A 19,038-nucleotide genomic window follows, 5' to 3' on the forward strand; every position below is an offset into this window, starting at 1 on the left:
CTCGACCCTCAAAGTAGCCCGAGCTGCTCCGCCACGGGTTCTCGATGCAAGGCAGGCAGCGGCGGTAGCCCTGGCAGACGCACCATCAGCTTGGCGTGGAAGCGCAGCGCCAGTTGCGCCGCGAGACGATTGTCCGAGGTGTGCAGGAACATATAGGGCGTGCGGCCCTCTTCGATCCAACTGGCGATCTTTTCCACCCATGGAATCAGGAACGGGTCATTGGCCTCAAGGTCCGGATGCCCGATGAAGCGCACCTGGGGAAACTGCGTGAGCGCCGCTGGGCGCGGTGGCACCCGGGGCTTTTTGGACTGGGCATGCAGCACCGCTTCCGAGGTAGAGGTACAACTGAACAGGGCACGTGGATCGAGGCAGATGCGCTCGACACCGCGATCGCGCAACAGGCGGTTGAGCATGCGCTCAGCATCACCCCTGGCGAAGAACTGTTCATGACGCACCTCCACGGCCAGCGGCCGATCAATGCCATCGAGAAATCCAGCCAGCTCCGCCAGGCGTGGCGGCGTAAAGCTCTTCGAGAGCTGCAGCCACAGCGGTGAAACGCGCTCACCCAAAGGGCTCATCAAGCCGACAAAACTTTCTGCCGCCGGCAGCTGTTCACGCAAATCGCCAGCATGGCTGATATCGCCGGGAAATTTGGCGGTGAAGCGAAAATCATCAGGCATGATTTCGGCCCAGCGCTGCACAGTGGCGGCCGAGGGGCGAGCATAAAAAGTGGTATTGCCCTCAACGGCGTTGAAGACCTGGGAATAGAGCCCGAGGTAATCGCTGGAACGTGCCTCAACGGGATACAGGTACTCGCGCCAGGCGTTTTCACTCCAGGACGGGCAGCCGATGTAATAAGGCAAACGCATCAGATATGGATATCGAGACCCAGCACTTCCATATCCCATTCGACAAAGCCGGCGGTGGTCAGGTAGCTGGCCAAGGCGGTGGCAACGCTTTTGCTCATGGAACGGGGAAAGACCATGTCTTGCTGACGGGCAGGAACGCCGCTTATGCGTGCGCTCGAGGCGCCTTGAGCTTTGGAAGGCGTATCGGTGTGTACTTCGATGAAGTCCGGTGAATCCTCGACGGACTCGTCTACCGTCACGCTCGCCTTGCGCGGCTTACGCTTGAGGGGGTACGACTGTGAGGAAAAACCGTCTATACGCATACATGCAGACTCGGTATCAATGATGGCAATTTAGCGGCACTTTCCATGGCGCGCAAATGCTCTGGTGATAACTAGAACACATAATTTGTAAAAGGTTTAAAAACCCAGGCAAATTCTGACGATTGGCGAAATTTGCCGCGTAACACCCACATTTTTGGCGTCAAATAATCCCGCGTTCGGCCTTGGTCTGCGCGACTTTATCGCGCAGGTACACCGGTGCTGCCTGGTCCGCCGCAATCGCCTCGCCGCGCTCGAATGCGAAACGTGCCAACGCCAGCAGGTCTTCGGCGTGTGGCAACATCGCTGCGTCCTGCTCGGCACAGGTCACCTTGATGCGTTCGCCATAACCCCAGCCCGTGCCGGCACCGAACCAATCGCCGCTGGCGTCAGCGGGCAACTGCGCCGCTTCGGGGGCCAGCACCGCTTCCGCACCGACCAGGCGCATTTCGCCTGCGGTCTCACGGTAGCAACCCCAGTAAACCTCATCCATGCGCGCATCAATTGCCGCTGCCACTTGCGACGCCCCGTGCTCACGCAACGCGCGCTGGGCCAGTACCGCCAGGTTGGACACCGGCAACACCGGGCGCTCCAGCGCAAAGGCCAGGCCCTGCACCACGCCGATGGCGATGCGCACGCCAGTGAATGCACCGGGGCCACGGCCGAACGCGATGGCATCCACCGCCGCTAGGGTGGTCCCGGCGTCTTCAAGCAATTGCTTGATCATCGGCAACAATTTCTGCGCGTGCAGGCGCGGGATCACCTCGTAGTGGCTCGTGACCTTGCCATCGTGCAGCAAGGCAACGGAGCAAGCTTCAGTCGCGGTGTCCAGGGCCAGCAGGGTACTCATCGGTGTGGGTGTCCAAGTCGGAAAAAAGTGCGCCAGTATAAACAACAACGACCCGCAAGCGGGCCGTTGTCTGTGCCGCTGATCAAGGGATCAGCTCAGTGCTTGCAGCACCTTGGCGGTGATGGCCTCTACCGAGCCCACACCAGGGATGTGGCTGTATTTCGGCTTGCCTTGGGCTGCGGACAGCTTCTGGTAGAAGTCCACCAGGGGCTTGGTCTGGGAATGGTAGACCGACAGGCGATGACGCACGGTTTCTTCGGTGTCGTCTTTACGCTGCACCAGGTCTTCGCCGGTGACATCGTCCTTGCCTTCCACTTTCGGCGGGTTGTAGACGATGTGGTACACGCGGCCAGAGCCTTCGTGAACACGACGGCCAGCGATACGCTGGACGATCTCTTCGTCTTCAACCGCGATTTCGACCACGGCGTCCAACTCCACGCCCGCCTTCACCAAGGCTTCAGCCTGGGGAATGGTGCGTGGGAAGCCGTCGAACAGGAAACCGTTCTTGCAGTCTTCCTGGCTGATGCGTTCCTTGACCAGGTTGATGATCAGGTCATCGGAGACCAGGCCGCCGCTGTCCATCACGCTCTTGGCGATCAGGCCCAGTTCGGTGCCAGCCTTGACGGCCGCACGCAGCATGTCGCCGGTGGAGATTTGTGGAATGCCGAATTTTTCAGTGATGAACTTTGCCTGAGTACCTTTACCGGCCCCGGGAGCTCCCAGCAGAATGACGCGCATCGATGTGCTCCTCAATTTTTTATAGAGATGACGCTCGGATTCGCCGCGTGGGGCCAATCTCGTAAAAATGTGGTTCTAGGCCGATCAAACGGCCAAAGGCTGATCAAGATACACAGCGGGCCCTCACCATACAAGCCGCCAAAAGTCGGAGAAACCCGCGCCGCACATGCGTCAGCGCCAGGGTGTGCCTGAGCGCAACCCACCCTCTCAAACGACGACCGCCCGTTTCCGGGCGGTCGTCGCGGTTTATCCGCAAGCCATTGAGTACACGCAAAAAACCTCAGCCGGTGTTGCGCAAACCGGCCGCGATACCGGCCACGGACACCAGCAGCGCCTGTTCCAGAGGGCTGTCTTGGGCAGCCTCCTGCTGACGGGAACGTGCCAGCAACTCGGCCTGCAACAGGTGCAAGGGGTCGAGGTAGGTGTTGCGCAGGCGGATGAACTCCAGGGTGTCGGGGCTATGGGCCAGCAGCTGCGACTGGCCGGTCAGGCCAAGCACCACGTCACACGCCTGCGACAATAGGTCGCGTAAGTGCGCACCCAATGCCAGCAGGTCCGGCTGCACCAGGCGCTCATCATAAAGACGGGCGATATCGGCATCGGCCTTGGCCAGGACCATTTCCAGCATGTCGATGCGCGTGCGAAAGAACGGCCATTGCTCGCGCATCTGCCCCAGCAATTGACCTTCACCGCGCTCCAGCGCCTTGCTCAGTGCCGCTTCCCAGCCGAGCCAGGCGGGCAGCATCAGGCGCGTCTGGGTCCAGCCAAAGATCCATGGGATGGCGCGCAAGCTCTCAATCCCGCCCGCACGACGCTTGGCCGGGCGACTGCCCAAAGGCAAACGGCCCAACTCCTGCTCCGGCGTGGACTGGCGGAAGTACTCGACGAACTGCGGATTTTCCCGCACCACGGCACGGTATGCGCTGACACCGTCTGCCGCCAGTTCGTCCATCAGATGACGCCAGGCAGGCTCGGGAGGCGGCGGCGGTAACAGGGTCGCTTCCAGTACCGCGGCCAGGTAAAGATTGAGGTTCTGCTCAGCGATATCCGGCAGGCCGAATTTGAAGCGAATCATCTCTCCCTGCTCAGTGGTGCGGAACCGCCCCGCTACCGAGCCCGGTGGCTGCGACAGGATGGCAGCGTGCGCCGGGCCACCGCCACGACCAACAGTGCCGCCGCGACCGTGGAACAACAACAGCTCCACCTGTTGCTCGCGGCAGATGTCCACCAGGCGCTCCTGGGCGCGGTACTGTGCCCAGGCGGCGGCCGTGGTGCCGGCGTCCTTGGCCGAGTCCGAGTAGCCAATCATCACTTCCTGCGGGCCCTGCAAGCGCGCGCGGTAACCCGGCAGTTGCAACAGGCGCTCCATCACCGGCCCGGCGTTGTCCAGGTCGGCCAGGGTCTCGAACAATGGCACTACGCGCATTGGCCGCTGTACGCCGGATTCCTTCAACAGCAGTTGCACCGCCAGCACATCCGACGCGGCGCCGGCCATGGAGATGACATACGAACCTAATGATGCGGCTGGTGCGGCGGCGATTTCCTTGCAGGTATTGAGCACCTCGGCAGTGTCCGCCGAGGGTTTGAAGTAACCCGGCAGCAATGGCCGCCGATTGGTCAGTTCCTGGGTGAGGAAGCTGATACGCGCATCCTCATCCCAGTCCTCATAACGCCCCAGGCCCAGGTAATCGGTGATTTCGGTCATGGCCCCCGAGTGACGGCTGGAGTCCTGGCGCACATCCAGGCGCACCAGGAACAGGCCGAACGTCACGGCACGGCGCAGGCAGTCGAGCAGCGGGCCATCGGCGATCACGCCCATGCCGCATTCGTGCAGGGACTGGTAGCACAGTTGTAGCGGGTCCAGCAGGTCGCGGTTGTTCTGCAACACCTCGGCCGGCGCCGGGGTGGTGCTGGTCAACGAGGTGTGGGCCCACTGGCGCGTGGCGCGCAGGCGTTCACGCAGTTGCTTTAGCAAGGCACGATAAGGTTCGACGCTGTCGCCGACTTTGGCTTGCAACGCCGGGCTGGCCTGTTGCATCGACAGCTCGGAGGCCAATTGATCAATGTCACGCAGATACAAATCCGCCGCCATCCAACGCGCCAGCAACAGCACTTCGCGCGTGACCGGCGCGGTGACGTTCGGGTTGCCGTCACGGTCGCCACCCATCCACGAAGCAAAGCGAATCGGCGCAGCCTCCAGGGGCAGGCGCAGGCCGGTGGCGGCGTGCAGGGCCTGGTCGGCCTTGCGCAGGTAATTGGGGATGGCGTGCCACAGCGAATGCTCGATCACCGCAAAGCCCCATTTGGCTTCGTCCACCGGGGTGGGCCGCACCCGACGGATTTCTTCGGTGTGCCAGGCTTCGGCAATCAAGCGTTGCAAGCGCTCGCGAATCTGCTCGCGCTCGGCGGTGGTGAGGTCGCGGTGATCCTGCAAGGCCAGTTGCGCAGCAATGGCATCGTATTTCTGGATCAGCGTGCGGCGGGCCACTTCGGTGGGGTGGGCGGTGAGCACCAGCTCGATGTCCAACCGCGCCAACTGCCGGGCCAGGGATTCATTGCTGTGACCTTCGCTTTGCAGACGGGCCAGCAACTCCGGCAACACCCGGGATTCGAACGGCGCGGGTTGCGATTCATCGCGCCGATGAATCAATTGATATTGTTCGGCAATGTTGGCCAGGTTGAGGAACTGGTTGAAGGCTCGGGCCACCGGCAGCAGTTCGTCCTCCTGCAACTGGTTGAGGCTGGCGCTCAACTCATCGCCAGCGGCTTTCTCTGAAACGGCTCCGCGACGGTCGGCCTTGGCGCCTTTGCGGATCTGCTCGATCTTCTCGAGGAAAGCCTCGCCGTACTGCTCTCGAATGGTGTTGCCCAACAGCTCACCCAGCAGGTGAACATCCTCACGCAAGCGTGCATCGATATCACTCATCAGCCAATCTCCAGCCAGAAATCCGGGACGCGCAGGTGCTTCAGAGTGCCGCCGACGTCGGTTTCTGACAAGGCCGAACGCAAACGACTTTAAACCTTGGCGCTTGCAGCTAGTCTCAACGGTGAGTCGCCGCGTCATCCGCGCAGGCGGCTGGTCGCTCATCACCGCCTGCCATCGCAGGCTTTATTGAGGTAGCCATGAAAATTCGAGAACTGGCCCAGCATTGGGAAGAAACCGCCAAGGGTCGTTTGACCAAGACTGAATACGCCATTCATCTGGATGTAGAAGCCGCTGCACGGCTGGCGGCCATTGCCGAGATGTACCCCAAGCGCCATGTCGAAGAACTGCTCGGCGAGTTGATCGGTGCCGCCCTTGAAGAGCTGGAAGCCAGCTTTCCCTACATCCAGGGCCAGCAGGTAATTGCCACCGACGAAGAGGGTGACCCGCTGTATGAAGACGTCGGCCCCACGCCACGCTTTCTTACTTTATCCCGTCGCCACTTACATGATTTGTCGGCCGGCGCTGACGAACAAAAACACTGATAAACATTTATTGACGTCAATTAAACCCACGTATTCCGGGCCTTTTACAGGCCCGGAGGTACCGCTGCGCACCGCGAAAGTTCCATTTTTCAAACACTGACCAATCAGTCAGATATTTTTTTAGGCAAATCGCCATATCCGCTGAACTTTTGAAAAAAGCCTCCGGTCACAGCCAGTAGCCATCACTTGTGGAACGGTCGTTTGAACGGACGCCATGTGCTTTACCGACGGGCCCGAAATCGATACGCCCCGATGGATTTTGATGTTTTTCAGGAGTTATCCAATGGAGTTGAAGACGATGAACACCAGCACTGCCAAATCCTCGTTTAACCACCTTCGCGGGCTCAAATTGGCCGCGCTGGCAATCGGCACCAGCTTCGTTCTGGCTGGCTGCGCCGGCAACCCTCCAACCGAGCAGTACGCCGTAACCCAATCGGCCGTCAACAGCGCAGTCAGCGCCGGCGGTACCGAGTATGCGGCGGTGGAAATGAAGTCGGCCCAGGACAAGCTCAAAGAAGCTGAGATTGCCATGCACGACAAGAACTACGACAAGGCTCGCCAATTGGCTGAACAAGCCGAGTGGGATGCTCGCGTCGCTGAGCGTAAAGCCCAGGCTGCCAAGGCTCAACAGGCTGTGAAGGATTCCCAGAAGGCTGTTGAAGAACTGCGTAAGGAAGGCATGCGCCCAGCTGCAATCATGCAGAAGTAAGCCGCAGCCCCTTGACTGCATCGCACCTGATATCGAATTGAAAGGACGACACGACTATGCGTAAACAATTGATGATCCCTGCCCTGCTGGCGATGAGCGTTGCCTTGGCGGCCTGCTCCACCCCGCCGAACGCGAACCTGGAAAATGCGCGGACCAATTTCTCGTCCCTGCAAACCAACCCGCAAGCCACCAAGCTGGCGGCGCTGGAAACCAAAGACGCCAGCGAATGGCTGGACAAGGCTGACAAGGCCTACCGCGACAAGGAAGACGAGAAGAAAGTCGACCAGTTGGCCTACCTGACCAACCAGCGCGTTGAAGTGGCCAAGGACACCATCGTCCTGCGCGAATCCGAGGCCAAGCTGAAAAACGCTGGTGACGAACGTGCCCGCGCCCTGCTGGACGCTCGTGACGCACAAATCAAGCAACTGCAAAACAGCTTGAACGCCAAACAAACCGATCGCGGCACCCTGGTGACTTTCGGTGACGTGCTGTTCGCCACCAACAAGTCCGATCTGAAATCCAGCGGCCTGGTGAACATCACCAAGCTGGCTCAGTTCCTGCGCGATAACCCAGACCGTAAAGTGATCGTCGAAGGCTATACCGACAGCACCGGTTCCGACTCGTACAACCAGAGCCTGTCTGAGCGTCGTGCCGCTTCTGTTCAGCGTGCACTGGCTCAACAAGGCGTGGATATCTCGCGTATCGTGACCCAGGGTTATGGCAAGGAATACCCGGTTGCCGATAACGGCAGCGTCTCCGGCCGCGCCATGAACCGTCGCGTGGAAGTGACCATTTCCAACGACAACCAGCCGGTCAAGCCACGGTCTTCCGTTGCTAACTGATTGATGCTGGATAAAAAACCCACCTTAAGGTGGGTTTTTTTTGGGTTCGTCGAACCCGACTGGACGATGTGTATCTTCGAGCGGCATTTCTATCTTCGCGCTCGATAGCTTGTCCATCAGTTGGCTAAGCTCATGCGTCTGGGCAACTTTGCGCTCCAGTTCTTCATGCCCTCTCGCCATGTTCAACATATTGCGTATCGCAGCAATAGTAATCGCCACTGTCGCGGCCCCAATCTTTATGAGTCATGACGCTTTTGTGGCTTCTGACGCAAGACGGTTCCCGTTATTCATGTTACTGCTGGAAATCAATGGAAATCTTTGCGCTACCTTCGCCACCAGGCTTGCTGCCTTCGCCATCAGCGCCTTTACCCTCTTGACCTTCCATAGCTTTAAGCTTTTCCTCGAGTTCTTTCAGCAGTTTTTTAAGGTCATCCATAGCGCCTCCCGAACCGCCGCTGCCCTCTGAACCACCGGCACCTTGAGATTGCATCTGACCTATTTGCTTCTTCAGATCCTCAATCTCTTTCTTGAGGCTGCCCACGTCACCGGATTGTTGACCTGCATCTTGAGCGCCAAAACCACCTTGGGAAGGACCAACTCCACTTATAGACATATGTGACTCCAAATCAAGTTAAAGAGTTAACCGAATCAGCGTTGCTGCTCGGTCCCAAATCAGTGGCAACTCACTCAAAATGGTTCCAGCTTTCCCCACACTGCCTGTCCTACTGCTCCAGTTTCGGCGTTTCTTGACCTATACAACGTACGGCCTGCTTCTTGTTGTTCACCAGCACGCCGCTCAAGCCTTTCTGCTCGGTATCAAACATCACCAACACGCCGTCAACACACTGCGCCACTTGCGCGGCCGGGGTCAGGGACACTTTGTAATCTTCGCCCGGTATGGTCTTGAGCATGGTGAAATCGCTGAGCAGCAACGCATCTTCGGGCTTGGCGAAGTGCAGGTAGCCGTAGTACCACAGGCAGCCAACGGTGCCGATGATGGTACCGATGCCGGTGAGGATCAGCGGGATCATGTTGCGTTCTTCGCTCATTGCGGGCTCTCTGATGAGTCAACTTTAGGAATAGGGTAATTCGGAATTTCCCCCAGGCGACGCAAGCCGTTGAAGTGCTGAGGGTCGTCCAGATAACGCAGCATGACGGTCTGCCAGGTTTTGTCGGCAAAGGTCTGCACATGGCCGCCACGGGTCAGTTGCAACACCCTGGGCGGTGGCGCCGCTTGATACAGGCGGATCCCATTGGCCACCGGCACGATCGGGTCATCCAGACTGTGGAACAGCAGCTTGGGCACACCGGTCAACCGGGGAATGGCATTGATCGCACTGTCGGCGTCGGGCACCAGCCACGACAGCGGCACCTGCAACGGCCAGGTTAACCAGGAAGTGCTCAGGGCGAATTGTCCTACGTCACGATAACTGGCTGGCACGCCGTCCAGTACCAAGGCTTTTAGCTGGGCTTGACGCTCCGGGTGGGCTGCCAGGTAATGCACCGCCAGTGCACCGCCCAGGCTTTGGCCGAGAATAACCAACGGTTGCCCCTGGGTTTCAGGCGCCTTGTCGATCCAGCCGAAGGCGGCGTCGATATCCTGGTAGATCGCCGGCAACGACGGCTTGCCTTCCGACAGCCCATAGCCGCGATAGTCCAGCAACAGCACTTGATAACCCTGCTCCGGCAACCACCAACTGCCCCCCAGGTGCCAGGCGAGGTTGCCGCCGTTGCCGTGCAAATGCAGGACTGTGCCCTTGAGCGGGACACCGGGTTTTGCCGGCAGCCACCAGGCGTGCAGTTTCACGCCATCTGCGGTGGTGAGCGTGACGTCGCGGTATTGCAGGTGGGCTTTTTCCGGGGTGAAGGGTAGGCCGGGCTCGGGGTAGAACAGCAAGGAGCTGCAGCCGTTCAATGTGAGTAGCAGGCATAAAATGCCGAGGATTCTCATCCGTTGAAACCTCGCGAAAGTTCTGAAGACCAGTAAAGATCAAACGTGGGAGCTGGCTTGCCTGCGATAGCGGTCTATCAGTGACTGAGTGCTGGCTGACCCAGCGCTATCGCAGGCAAGCCAGCTCCCACATTTTTTGATTCGGTTTCGTCAGTTAAAGGATATTGGAGTAATCCGCCTCGATCCGGTCCAGACTCAAGTGGTTGAGGAAGTTGGAGAAGCACATCCAGGCCGCCAGCGCGTTCATGTCACGAAACTGCTCCGGCAGGTACTTGGGCGGCACCACCAGGCCTTCGTCGACCAGCTGGCGCAGGGTACGCATGTCTTCAAGGGTGGTCTTGCCGCAGAACAGCAGCGGCACTTGCTCCAGCTTGCCTTTGCGCACGGCGAGCTGGATGTAGTTGTAGACCATGATAAAGCCCTTGAGGTAGGACAAATCCTTGGTAAATGGCAGGCCGGTGGGCACCGAACCACGAAATACCCGGCTGGCATTCCCATAGCTTTCGGCCATTTCAAAGCCTTGCTCACGGAAGAACTCGAACACCTGCAGGAAGTCAGCGCCCTCCTCCACCATATGGATGGCGCGGGTCCGGTTGGTGAGTTTGCGCAGGCGGCTGGGGTAGGAGGCAAACGTGATGATTTCCATCAGGATCGCCAGGCCTTCCTGGGTGACGGTGGACGACGGCGGGCCCTTGGACAGAAACGTGCAGATCGGCTGGTTCTGGCCGTTAAGGGTGGTGCCCACATGCACCAACCCTTCATGCACTTCGAGGGCGCGCACGTCGCGGTCATTGAACATCGCATCGGCGCGGATCTTGATGTAGTCGGCGCCCGCTGCCGCATCGGCGACAATGCCGTCGGACTCGAACACGCGGATGGTCTCTTCGGCTTCGCCAAACACCTTGTTCAGGCGCGTTTGCAGCAGGCTGACCGCGTCCTTGGCGGTGAGGGTCTTGGCTTCGTCCTTGAGGTCACCCCGGCCATCGATGTTGTTCAGGTAGTCGGAGAGCATCAGGCCAAGGTCGGCCAGGGTCGGGTCGCCGGCGTGGAACGCATCGGAGGCGGCGCCGTAAAGCTCTTGGGAAATCAGACCGAAGTCCTCGGTGCCGCGCGCTTCAAGCATGCGCACCACCATGCGGTATTCACGGCACATGCGCCGCATGATCTGCCCAACCGGACTGAATTGCCCAAGGCGACGGGTGATGTCGCGCTCGATGTTCTGAAACTCCAACTTCACCGCACTGGAATCGAACGACAGCGGCCGGTTCAGGTAGTAATCACGGTCTACGGCAGGCATCGCCTTGCCCTTGGCCTTGAGAAATCCCTGACGAATGTTCTCGTCCCATTTCACCGCATCAAGGACGCGGATCGGTGTTTGCGCCAGCACAATGCGATCGGACAAGGTGCGTATCGTCTGCTGGTAATCGTCCACCCGGTGCTTCCTCTTTAAACGTTATTGGCCCACGCGCAGTTAGCGCACGGCTTCACATCTGAGCAGCAGGCCCATCAGAGGTAGGAGCTGGCTTGCCTGCCCCCACCCAAAGCAGATTGCGCACAGGGCTAGGCCGAGGCCAATACCAGGTGCATGTGACGCTTGAGAATTTCAAGCATCTCGTCACCCGTCAAAGGCTCTGCGCCGCCCAACAGGCCCTGATATTCCATCCGACTGATGATAGCCGTCAACACCTTGGCATCCTGCTGTGGCTCACGGGAACCCAATACCTGGAAAAACTGCCCGGTGCCCTGCAACAGGATCTGTTGGTGGGAGCGTACCAGTTCGGCCAGGCGCGGGTTGAGCAGGGCTTCCTGGCGAAAAGCCTGCTCGGCCATCAGGTATTCGCGGCGGTTGGTCAGCTGGCGCAGCACATAGTCGGCGGTCAGGCGGGCGATATCATCGGCCAGTTGCGAACGCGACTGCGGGCTGCCGTCACCATAGGCGACCATCTCGCGCAACAGGCCTTCGTTGCGCACCCACAGCTTGCCCATGAAAGCGGCGCTGCGCTCCACGTATTGGGCGAAGGTGTCGGTGAGCAGGTCGTCGATGTCTTTGAAGTAATAGGTGGTGGCCGACAGCGGCACCCCCGCCTCTGCCGCCACTGCCCGATGACGTACGGCCCGCACGCCATCGCGCACGACGATACGCATGGCCGCATCGAGAATGTCTTGCCGGCGCTGCTCGCTGCCCCGCCGACTGGCCTTGCGGCCCTGGTACTGAACGCTTTCAGCCACGGCAGCAGCAATGCCGGCGGCACCTTCTTGAGCCATTACGCGGTTCACCACACTTCTTCCTTTAGAGGTGACGCGGAGCGTCACAGGGTGCATTCCCATGCGGAGCGTGGGAACGATCAATGACAAGCACCACTTGAACAGGCCACATAAAAAAGCCGCCTTATAAAAGGCGGCTTCGGATTTCGCTACGGTTACGCTTGTGGCCGCATGTGCGGGAACAGGATCACGTCGCGGATCGACGGCGAGTTGGTCAACAACATCACCAGACGGTCAATGCCGATACCTTCACCGGCAGTCGGCGGCATGCCGTACTCCAGGGCCCGAACGAAGTCGGCATCGTAGTGCATGGCTTCGTCGTCACCGGCGTCCTTGTCGGCCACCTGGGCCATGAAGCGCTCGGCCTGGTCTTCCGCATCGTTAAGCTCGGAATAGGCGTTGGCGATTTCGCGGCCACCGATGAACAGCTCGAAACGGTCGGTGACGTTCGGGTTGTCGTCGTTGCGACGGGCCAGCGGCGACACTTCGAACGGGTATTGGGTAATGAAGTGCGGCTGTTCCAGCTTGTGCTCCACCAATTCTTCGAAAATCATCACCTGCAGCTTGCCCAGGCCTTCGAAGCCCAGCACCTTGGCGCCGGCTTTCTTGGCAATGGCACGGGCCTTGTCGATGTCGTTGAGGTCGTCAGCGGTCAGCTCGGGGTTGTACTTGAGGATCGAGTCGAACACCGACAGGCGCACGAATGGCTCGCCGAAGTGGAACACCTTGTCGCCGTACGGCACGTCAGTGCTGCCCAGCACCAGCTGTGCCAGCTCGCGGAACAGCTCTTCGGTCAGGTCCATGTTGTCTTCGTAGTCGGCGTAGGCCTGGTAGAACTCCAACATGGTGAATTCAGGGTTGTGACGGGTCGAGACGCCTTCGTTACGGAAGTTGCGGTTGATCTCGAACACCTTTTCAAAGCCGCCAACAACAAGCCGCTTGAGGTACAGCTCAGGCGCAATGCGCAGGAACATTTCCATGTCCAGCGCGTTGTGGTGGGTCTCGAACGGCTTGGCTGCGGCACCACCCGGGATGGTCTGCAGCATCGGGGTTTCCACTTCCAGGAAGTCACGCTGCATCAGGAAGCTGCGGATGTGAGCAATGACTTGCGAGCGTACGCGGAAGGTCTGGCGCACGTCTTCGTTGACGATCAGGTCAACGTAGCGCTGGCGATAGCGCTGTTCGGTGTCGGTCAGGCCGTGGTGCTTGTCTGGCAGCGGGCGCAGGGACTTGGTCAGCAGGCGTACATTGGTCATCTCGACGTACAGGTCGCCCTTGCCGGAACGGGCCAGGGTGCCTTCGGCGGCGATGATGTCGCCCATGTCCCAGGTTTTCACCGAGGCCAGGGTTTCTTCGGACAGGGTCTTGCGGTTGACGTAGACCTGGATGCGACCGGTCATGTCCTGGATCACCATGAACGAGCCACGGTTGAGCATGATGCGACCTGCCACCTTGACCGGGATCGCAGCCTCAGCCAGTTCTTCCTTGGTCTTGTCCGCGTATTGCTTCTGCAAGGCATCGCAGTAGTTGTCGCGACGGAAGTCGTTGGGGAAGGCGTTACCCTTGGCGCGCTCGGCAGCAAGCTTTTCCTTGCGCAGGGCGATCAGGGAGTTTTCTTCCTGTTGCAGTGCTTGCGGGTCGAGTTGTTGGTCGCTCATGTCTTTAAATATTCCATCAGGTTCGTTGCCCCCAGCCTTCGGCGGGGGATCGCGGGCAAGCCCGCTCCCACAGAGGGTATTAGAGGCCGGATTTCAGGCTGGCTTCCAGGTATTCGTCGATATCGCCGTCGAGTACCTTGTCGCAGTCGCTGCGTTCGATGTTAGTGCGCAGATCCTTGATCCGCGAGGCATCGAGCACGTACGAACGGATCTGGTGACCCCAGCCGATATCCGACTTGGTGTCTTCCAGCGCCTGGGAAGCGGCGTTGCGCTTCTGCATTTCCTGCTCGTACAACTTGGCCCGCAGCATTTTCATGGCGGTGTCCTTGTTGGCGTGCTGGGAACGTTCGTTCTGGCAACTGACCACGGTGTTGGTCGGTACGTGGGTGATACGTACGGCCGAGTCAGTGGTGTTTACGTGCTGACCACCGGCGCCGGAGGAGCGGTAGGTGTCGATCCGCAGGTCGGCCGGGTTGATCTCGATTTCCACTTTGTCGTCGATCTCTGGCGAGACGAACACCGCAGAGAATGAGGTGTGGCGACGGTTGCCGGAGTCGAACGGGCTCTTGCGCACCAGGCGGTGCACGCCGATCTCGGTGCGCAGCCAGCCAAAGGCGTATTCGCCCTTGATGTGTACTGTCGCACCCTTGATACCGGCCACTTCACCGGCGGACAGTTCCATGATGGTCGCGTCGAAACCGCGCTTGTCGGCCCAGCGCAGGTACATGCGCAGCAGGATGTTGGCCCAGTCCTGGGCTTCGGTGCCACCGGAACCGGCCTGGATATCCAGGTAGGCGTTGTTCGGGTCCATTTCGTGGCTGAACATGCGGCGGAATTCAAGCTTGGCGAGGTTTTCCTCGAGACGGGCCAGCTCGGCGACAACATCGCCCACTGCGCCTTCGTCGTTTTCTTCGACGGCCATGTCCAGCAGGTCGCGGCAATCACCCAGGCCGGTGTTCAGTTCGTCGAGGGTATCGACAATCTGTGCCAGCGCAGCGCGCTCGCGCCCCAGTTCCTGGGCGTATTCAGGTTTGTTCCAGACACTCGGATCTTCAAGCTCGCGATTGACCTCGGTCAGACGCTCATGCTTTTGATCGTAGTCAAAGATACCCCCGAATAGTTTCGGAGCGCTCGGACAGGTCCTTGATGGTGTTAAGGATCGGGTTGATTTCCATGGCGGGCAGCACTCGTTGGCGAACTTTTGAAAGCCGGCGAGTATAACGGCAAACGGCTGGAAACGGCAGCCCGCTTGGTCGATTCTGCCAAGACAGCGCTTGCCTCTCGTCACGCTTGCTTCGGTGACGGATACGCGACCATCAGAGCATTTCCTATAGATTGACGATGCCGCGCGTTAGAAAACCCGACCTACTACTCGCTAAAACCAGACCGTTCATCTGTTTATACAAATAATTTGAAAATCCAAATCAGAGCCTGCCTAAAAGACCACAAACCAACCCACTCCAATAAAAACAAACAATTAGGTTTCTAGCCAAATCATCCCAAGACTCAAGTGATAAACATACAAGAATATAAATACATCAGTTTCAGAACCGTCTTACAAAGCCTCCTACACACATAAAATCAAATCAAAACGCCATCAGTTTTTTCTTTCTTCCCTCTCAAATAAGTTCGATCAAAGCGCCTGAGTTTTTTTCTTCAGGACGCACAAACTCTAACGATCACTCTCATAAAAATGGAGAGGCCCTATGGCACAACAAGGGTGGCAGCCAGGACAACCTTTAGAACTCAAGCCGACGATAATTACCGCAGAGAGACGAAACACTTATTGGGGTGGTGAAGGCGGAGGCTACGTAGGAAGTGGAGATGGCTGGGGCCTTCAAGAAGGGCCACGTCGAGGTGAAGGAGACCGTAGCCGCTTCAAGCAGTTTGACTTCCCTAGCACCACCGCCGATTTCATTGGAGAGCAAAAGTACAATCAATCCTTGATTGACGCGGAGTACAGCGCACGGTTCGCAACCCTCACTACTGACACTGAACGCGAACTCGCAGAGAAACAGCAAGCCGCGAAAGCTTCACAGGCACTCACAGAGACAGCCTCAGCCATTCTCGATCAAAAAATCGCATTTGAAATCATCGACGCGAAAAAATCCAAATACGCCAGTACTGCGCCACTCATCTATGGGCTCTATGATCAAAGCCCTTTTTACCTGATGGAAAACTTAACTTATACAAAGCTACGTGAAACGCTTGCCTCTTCTGACCCGATAAAAAATCTGGGCGATGCCTACACACTTTACGACAACGTCTGGAGGGCCGCACAAGAACTCAAGGCTCTCTCGCTCTCCATAGACATTCTGACTAAAAAACTTTCAGGGTTGGCAAAGGCCCGGCAAACACTGGAGGCCAATTTAGCCGAACAGGATCCTGGCTGGGAAAATTTACACAATGAGTATCTGAAGGCCATTGCAGATGAGTTGGAAATTCAGGTGCAGTTGCTGCCGGAATACCTGCAGGTGGAACTCGCCTCTCTTGCCGGTTCGGTCGTTGGATTGACACCCGACCAGACCCTCATGCGTTACAAAAACACGCTGGACAAAATGATCGAAAAAACGATGGCTGCGATCAAACCTATTGACCCACCGTTAGCCATAAACCGGAACGGGTTGATGATTTACTATCCCGCAGCCAACCCACAGGTTACACCGCCACTCAGCAAACCCGAGCTTGAGGGACTCAAACAGCTTATTTATCTACAGCAGAATACCGCTCTTGGGGTGAGATGGCTCAGCCATCATGACTTTGTGCTGAAGTCAGAGTCCGCGCGGTTTCTTGCCAACGCCTCCAATGCAATCAGCGACCTCGCAGAACGTGCGCAGCAGGTAGCAACGGCCCAAGCGCGTATTGAAGCGGTAAGAGTAGCCAATACCTATCGACTGTCGGGCACTGCTGCTGCGACTCAAGCGATAGTCATGACCTCAGTCGGAACTATCGCTACAGCAGAGGGGGTTACCGTCACGCTGCGAGCCGCTATTGGGGCAGCAGTGGCCGCATTGACGGAATTGGCCGCCAGTACCGCGAGTGGCTTGATGGTCGGTGTTTCAGCGCTGATCTATTCTCCCAAACTCGCGAACGGAGAACTTCCAGAGCGTTATGCGCTTGGCACACCGATCTCAACCTTGGTACCAGGCCTCGACGAGTCGACGATAAGTTCGGCAGTCAACGGCACAATCGACCTGCCGGTTCGAATGAGTTCGAGGACGGCCGCAGATGGGCGGTCAGAAGTTTTTGTGGTCAACACCGATGGTGCAAGCGTGCCTTCCAGGGTCAAAGTGGTTACTGCGACCTATGATCCTGGGCAGAAGGTATACACCGTCACGACAAGTGACATTCCACCAAGAACGTTGATTTGGACACCTATTTCCGCTCCTGGAGATAGCTCAACAACGCTGCCACCGGCCCCGCCTGAAACGCCCGTCTATGCAGGCGCCGACACAATTCCAGTCGAGGGTAGGGTTGACAGTTTTCCAGCCGTTGTTGAAGCTGGATTTGACGACTTCATCATCGTTTTCCCGGTCGATTCTGGCCTGCCTCCAATCTATGTCATGTTCAGGGATCGGCGTGAAGATCCCGGAATCGTGACAGGCAATGGGCAATCTATAACCGGCTCTTGGCTGGGAGCGGCCTCCCAGGGTGAAGGAGTCCCTATACCATCGCAAATTGCCGCAAAACTGAGAGGTCAAGAATTTAAAAACTTCAAGGCATTTCGTGAAGCCTTCTGGAAAACGGTTGCTAGCGACTCGGAACTGGCTAGTCAGTTAAACCGTCAAAACCTAAGAAGAATACTAAACGGCAAGGCGCCCTATACTAGCGAACTAGAACATGCTGGAAAATCTAGTAAATTCGAACTTCACCATAAAATATTCATTTCCCAAGGCGGAGAAATTTTCGACATCGACAATATCCACATAGTCACTCCAAAACTTCATAAGCGTATTCACGGCAAAGGTAATTAAGATGAAAACCTCAATTTCCGAGTACACAGAAAGCGAATTTTTAAAATTTGTAATTTCTCTTTGTGATGCGAGTGCTCGCTCTGAGGAAGAAGATGACGAAATGCTATTAGAATTCAAGCGACTTACGGAGCATCCTGATGGGTCAGACCTCGTCTATTATCCAAGAAAGGGTAGAGAAGACAGTCCAGAAGGCATTGTAAAAGAGGTCAAAGAGTGGCGCGCGAATAATGGCAAGCCTGGATTCAGAATAGAATAACGCCGTCCTGCCCCCTGCCATCGGCTCTACAACGATGGCAGATTTCTTAGCTCAAAAACTTTCATATGTAATCAATTCGGATGAGTACGAAACTCAGGAGTGCAAGGGGGAAGTCCCCCTCGCACATTGAAGTTGGCCTCTAATTACTCGATACCAACCTGATTACGCCCATTGTTCTTGGCCGTGTACAACCCCTTGTCCGCCGCCATGATCAACTGCCGACAGTCCGTACCCTGAGCCGGCGTCAACGTCGACAGCCCGATACTGATGGTCAGGCTGGCACCTTCAGCCGGGGCGATGTGCGGGATTTTCAACGCCGCCACCGCCATGCGCAGTTTTTCCGCGACCAGGCGTGCGCCGCCCGGCGAGGTGTTGGGCAGGACCAGTGCGAACTCTTCGCCACCGTAGCGCGCCGGCAAGTCCGAAGGGCGGCTGCTGGCATCGCGAATGGTGGCTGCGACTTTGCGCAAGGCTTCGTCGCCCTCGACGTGGCCGAAGCTGTCGTTGTAGGTCTTGAAGAAGTCCACATCGATCATCAGCAACGAGAGTTGGGTCTGGTCGCGCATGGCGCGGCGCCATTCCAGCTCCAGGTATTCGTCGAAGTGACGGCGGTTGGACAGCCCGGTCAGGCCGTCGGAGTTCATCAGGCGTTGCAGCACCAGGTTGGTGTCCAGCAACTGTTGCTGGCTGACCCGCAACGCGCGGTAGGCCGCGTCGCGCTGCAACAGGGTCATGTAGGAGCGCGAGTGATAGCGGATGCGTGCTACCAGTTCGATGTTGTCCGGCAGCTTGACCAGGTAATCATTGGCCCCGGCCGCAAAGGCCGCGCTTTTGATCAGTGGGTCCTCTTTGGTGGACAGCACGATGATCGGGATATTCGCGGTGGCCGGGTGATTGCGGTACTCACGCACCAGGGTCAGGCCGTCCAGGCCCGGCATCACCAGGTCTTGCAGGATCACCGTGGGCTTGATGCGGATCGCCTGGGCAATCGCCTGGTGCGGGTCGGCGCAAAAGTGGAAGTCGATGTTCTCTTCATGGGCCAGGCCACGCCGCACGGCTTCACCGATCATGGCCTGGTCGTCGACCAGCAGCACCATGGCGGCGTTTTCGTCGGTCTTGAAGTCGTCGAGCTGTAAATCATTCATGTGCAATCACCTGA

At 58.0% G+C, this 19,038-nt stretch carries 18 protein-coding genes; 5 read left to right on the plus strand and 13 right to left on the minus strand.

The annotated features are described in order from the left end of the window. Positions 1–8: 8 nt before the first annotated feature. The 5 genes from FXO12_RS11560 to ppc form a co-directional block, all read right to left on the minus strand. Positions 9–869: a DUF72 domain-containing protein gene (locus FXO12_RS11560; protein WP_057976012.1), complete on the minus strand. Its 861-nt coding sequence runs from the start codon at positions 867–869 to the stop codon at positions 9–11. Beyond that, positions 869–1,171, minus strand: a complete 303-nt coding sequence (locus tag FXO12_RS11565) for a hypothetical protein (RefSeq protein WP_034126521.1) — start codon at positions 1,169–1,171, stop codon at positions 869–871. Before FXO12_RS11565 ends, FXO12_RS11560 begins: the two co-directional genes overlap by 1 nt. Positions 1,172–1,331: 160 nt before the next feature. Further along, a complete protein-coding gene (gene tsaB / locus FXO12_RS11570; RefSeq protein ID WP_034126520.1) occupies positions 1,332–2,018 on the minus strand; it encodes a tRNA (adenosine(37)-N6)-threonylcarbamoyltransferase complex dimerization subunit type 1 TsaB in 687 nt (228 codons plus the stop codon). Between the two features lie 90 nt (positions 2,019–2,108). Next, positions 2,109–2,756: an adenylate kinase gene (adk, locus tag FXO12_RS11575; RefSeq protein WP_003189104.1), complete on the minus strand. Its 648-nt coding sequence runs from the start codon at positions 2,754–2,756 to the stop codon at positions 2,109–2,111. A 280-nt stretch (positions 2,757–3,036) separates the two neighbouring features. Then, positions 3,037–5,682: a phosphoenolpyruvate carboxylase gene (gene ppc, locus FXO12_RS11580; RefSeq protein WP_057976015.1), complete on the minus strand. Its 2,646-nt coding sequence runs from the start codon at positions 5,680–5,682 to the stop codon at positions 3,037–3,039. A gap of 197 nt (positions 5,683–5,879) precedes the next feature. Here ppc and FXO12_RS11585 point away from each other — a divergent pair, with 197 nt between their 5' ends. From FXO12_RS11585 to FXO12_RS11595, 3 genes are all read left to right on the plus strand, one after another. Continuing rightward, complete coding sequence (locus tag FXO12_RS11585; protein ID WP_034126518.1) at positions 5,880–6,224, plus strand: hypothetical protein; 345 nt, start codon at positions 5,880–5,882, stop codon at positions 6,222–6,224. A gap of 283 nt (positions 6,225–6,507) precedes the next feature. Continuing rightward, the gene (locus tag FXO12_RS11590; protein ID WP_034126517.1) at positions 6,508–6,933 is read left to right on the plus strand and encodes a DUF4398 domain-containing protein; all 426 of its coding nucleotides are present in this window, start codon (positions 6,508–6,510) and stop codon (positions 6,931–6,933) included. Positions 6,934–6,989: 56 nt separating this feature from the next. Then, on the plus strand, positions 6,990–7,775 hold the full coding sequence (locus tag FXO12_RS11595) for an OmpA family protein (RefSeq protein WP_034126516.1): 786 nt from the start codon (positions 6,990–6,992) through the stop codon (positions 7,773–7,775). 292 nt (positions 7,776–8,067) lie between these two features. Here FXO12_RS11595 and FXO12_RS11600 read toward each other — a convergent pair whose 3' ends face one another. The 7 genes from FXO12_RS11600 to prfB form a co-directional block, all read right to left on the minus strand. Beyond that, a complete protein-coding gene (locus FXO12_RS11600) occupies positions 8,068–8,388 on the minus strand; it encodes a hypothetical protein (RefSeq protein WP_057976017.1) in 321 nt (106 codons plus the stop codon). A gap of 109 nt (positions 8,389–8,497) precedes the next feature. Beyond that, entirely contained in the window at positions 8,498–8,824 is a 327-nt protein-coding gene (locus FXO12_RS11605) for a hypothetical protein (RefSeq protein ID WP_054917825.1), read from the minus strand. Further along, the gene (locus tag FXO12_RS11610) at positions 8,821–9,726 is read right to left on the minus strand and encodes an alpha/beta hydrolase (protein ID WP_034126512.1); all 906 of its coding nucleotides are present in this window, start codon (positions 9,724–9,726) and stop codon (positions 8,821–8,823) included. Before FXO12_RS11610 ends, FXO12_RS11605 begins: the two co-directional genes overlap by 4 nt. Positions 9,727–9,880: 154 nt before the next feature. Next, a complete protein-coding gene (locus tag FXO12_RS11615; RefSeq protein WP_014717201.1) occupies positions 9,881–11,158 on the minus strand; it encodes a flavohemoglobin expression-modulating QEGLA motif protein in 1,278 nt (425 codons plus the stop codon). Between the two features lie 128 nt (positions 11,159–11,286). Then, positions 11,287–12,003 carry a TetR/AcrR family transcriptional regulator gene (locus tag FXO12_RS11620; protein ID WP_072447663.1) on the minus strand — a complete coding sequence of 239 codons (717 nt, stop codon included), beginning with the start codon at positions 12,001–12,003 and terminating at the stop codon, positions 11,287–11,289. 143 nt (positions 12,004–12,146) lie between these two features. Next, on the minus strand, positions 12,147–13,649 hold the full coding sequence (gene lysS, locus FXO12_RS11625) for a lysine--tRNA ligase (RefSeq protein WP_003189082.1): 1,503 nt from the start codon (positions 13,647–13,649) through the stop codon (positions 12,147–12,149). Positions 13,650–13,728: 79 nt separating this feature from the next. Next, positions 13,729–14,824, minus strand: a protein-coding gene (gene prfB, locus FXO12_RS11630; RefSeq protein ID WP_096001736.1) for a peptide chain release factor 2 whose coding sequence is annotated in 2 segments (ribosomal slippage) — positions 13,729–14,751 and positions 14,753–14,824 — 1,095 coding nt in all. Because the reading frame shifts where the segments join, the coding sequence is not laid out codon by codon here. A gap of 531 nt (positions 14,825–15,355) precedes the next feature. Here prfB and FXO12_RS11635 point away from each other — a divergent pair. Both FXO12_RS11635 and FXO12_RS11640 read left to right on the plus strand, forming a co-directional pair. Beyond that, positions 15,356–17,623 carry an S-type pyocin domain-containing protein gene (locus FXO12_RS11635; protein ID WP_057976019.1) on the plus strand — a complete coding sequence of 756 codons (2,268 nt, stop codon included), beginning with the start codon at positions 15,356–15,358 and terminating at the stop codon, positions 17,621–17,623. 1 nt (position 17,624) lies between these two features. Next, the gene (locus FXO12_RS11640; protein WP_054897112.1) at positions 17,625–17,879 is read left to right on the plus strand and encodes a bacteriocin immunity protein; all 255 of its coding nucleotides are present in this window, start codon (positions 17,625–17,627) and stop codon (positions 17,877–17,879) included. Between the two features lie 143 nt (positions 17,880–18,022). Here FXO12_RS11640 and FXO12_RS11645 read toward each other — a convergent pair whose 3' ends face one another. After that, entirely contained in the window at positions 18,023–19,024 is a 1,002-nt protein-coding gene (locus FXO12_RS11645) for a PleD family two-component system response regulator (RefSeq protein ID WP_054897111.1), read from the minus strand. Between the last annotated feature and the right edge of the window lie 14 nt (positions 19,025–19,038).

The organism is Pseudomonas sp. J380 (genome assembly GCF_009827115.1).
In the GTDB taxonomy this organism is placed as follows: Bacteria; Pseudomonadota; Gammaproteobacteria; order Pseudomonadales; family Pseudomonadaceae; genus Aquipseudomonas; species Aquipseudomonas paracarnis.

Bases quoted from the DNA above. Each gene is read 5' to 3' on its own strand.
- FXO12_RS11560 (WP_057976012.1), bottom strand. From the start codon at position 869: ATGCGTTTGCCTTATTACATCGGCTGCCCGTCCTGGAGTGAAAACGCC.
- FXO12_RS11610 (WP_034126512.1), bottom strand. From the start codon at position 9,726: ATGAGAATCCTCGGCATTTTATGCCTGCTACTCACATTGAACGGCTGC.
- FXO12_RS11640 (WP_054897112.1), top strand. From the start codon at position 17,625: ATGAAAACCTCAATTTCCGAGTACACAGAAAGCGAATTTTTAAAATTT.
- FXO12_RS11585 (WP_034126518.1), top strand. From the start codon at position 5,880: ATGAAAATTCGAGAACTGGCCCAGCATTGGGAAGAAACCGCCAAGGGT.
- FXO12_RS11565 (WP_034126521.1), bottom strand. From the start codon at position 1,171: ATGCGTATAGACGGTTTTTCCTCACAGTCGTACCCCCTCAAGCGTAAG.
- ppc (WP_057976015.1), bottom strand. From the start codon at position 5,682: ATGAGTGATATCGATGCACGCTTGCGTGAGGATGTTCACCTGCTGGGT.
- FXO12_RS11645 (WP_054897111.1), bottom strand. From the start codon at position 19,024: ATGAATGATTTACAGCTCGACGACTTCAAGACCGACGAAAACGCCGCC.
- lysS (WP_003189082.1), bottom strand. From the start codon at position 13,649: ATGAGCGACCAACAACTCGACCCGCAAGCACTGCAACAGGAAGAAAAC.
- FXO12_RS11605 (WP_054917825.1), bottom strand. From the start codon at position 8,824: ATGAGCGAAGAACGCAACATGATCCCGCTGATCCTCACCGGCATCGGT.
- FXO12_RS11600 (WP_057976017.1), bottom strand. From the start codon at position 8,388: ATGTCTATAAGTGGAGTTGGTCCTTCCCAAGGTGGTTTTGGCGCTCAA.
- adk (WP_003189104.1), bottom strand. From the start codon at position 2,756: ATGCGCGTCATTCTGCTGGGAGCTCCCGGGGCCGGTAAAGGTACTCAG.
- FXO12_RS11635 (WP_057976019.1), top strand. From the start codon at position 15,356: ATGGCACAACAAGGGTGGCAGCCAGGACAACCTTTAGAACTCAAGCCG.
- FXO12_RS11595 (WP_034126516.1), top strand. From the start codon at position 6,990: ATGCGTAAACAATTGATGATCCCTGCCCTGCTGGCGATGAGCGTTGCC.
- FXO12_RS11590 (WP_034126517.1), top strand. From the start codon at position 6,508: ATGGAGTTGAAGACGATGAACACCAGCACTGCCAAATCCTCGTTTAAC.
- tsaB (WP_034126520.1), bottom strand. From the start codon at position 2,018: ATGAGTACCCTGCTGGCCCTGGACACCGCGACTGAAGCTTGCTCCGTT.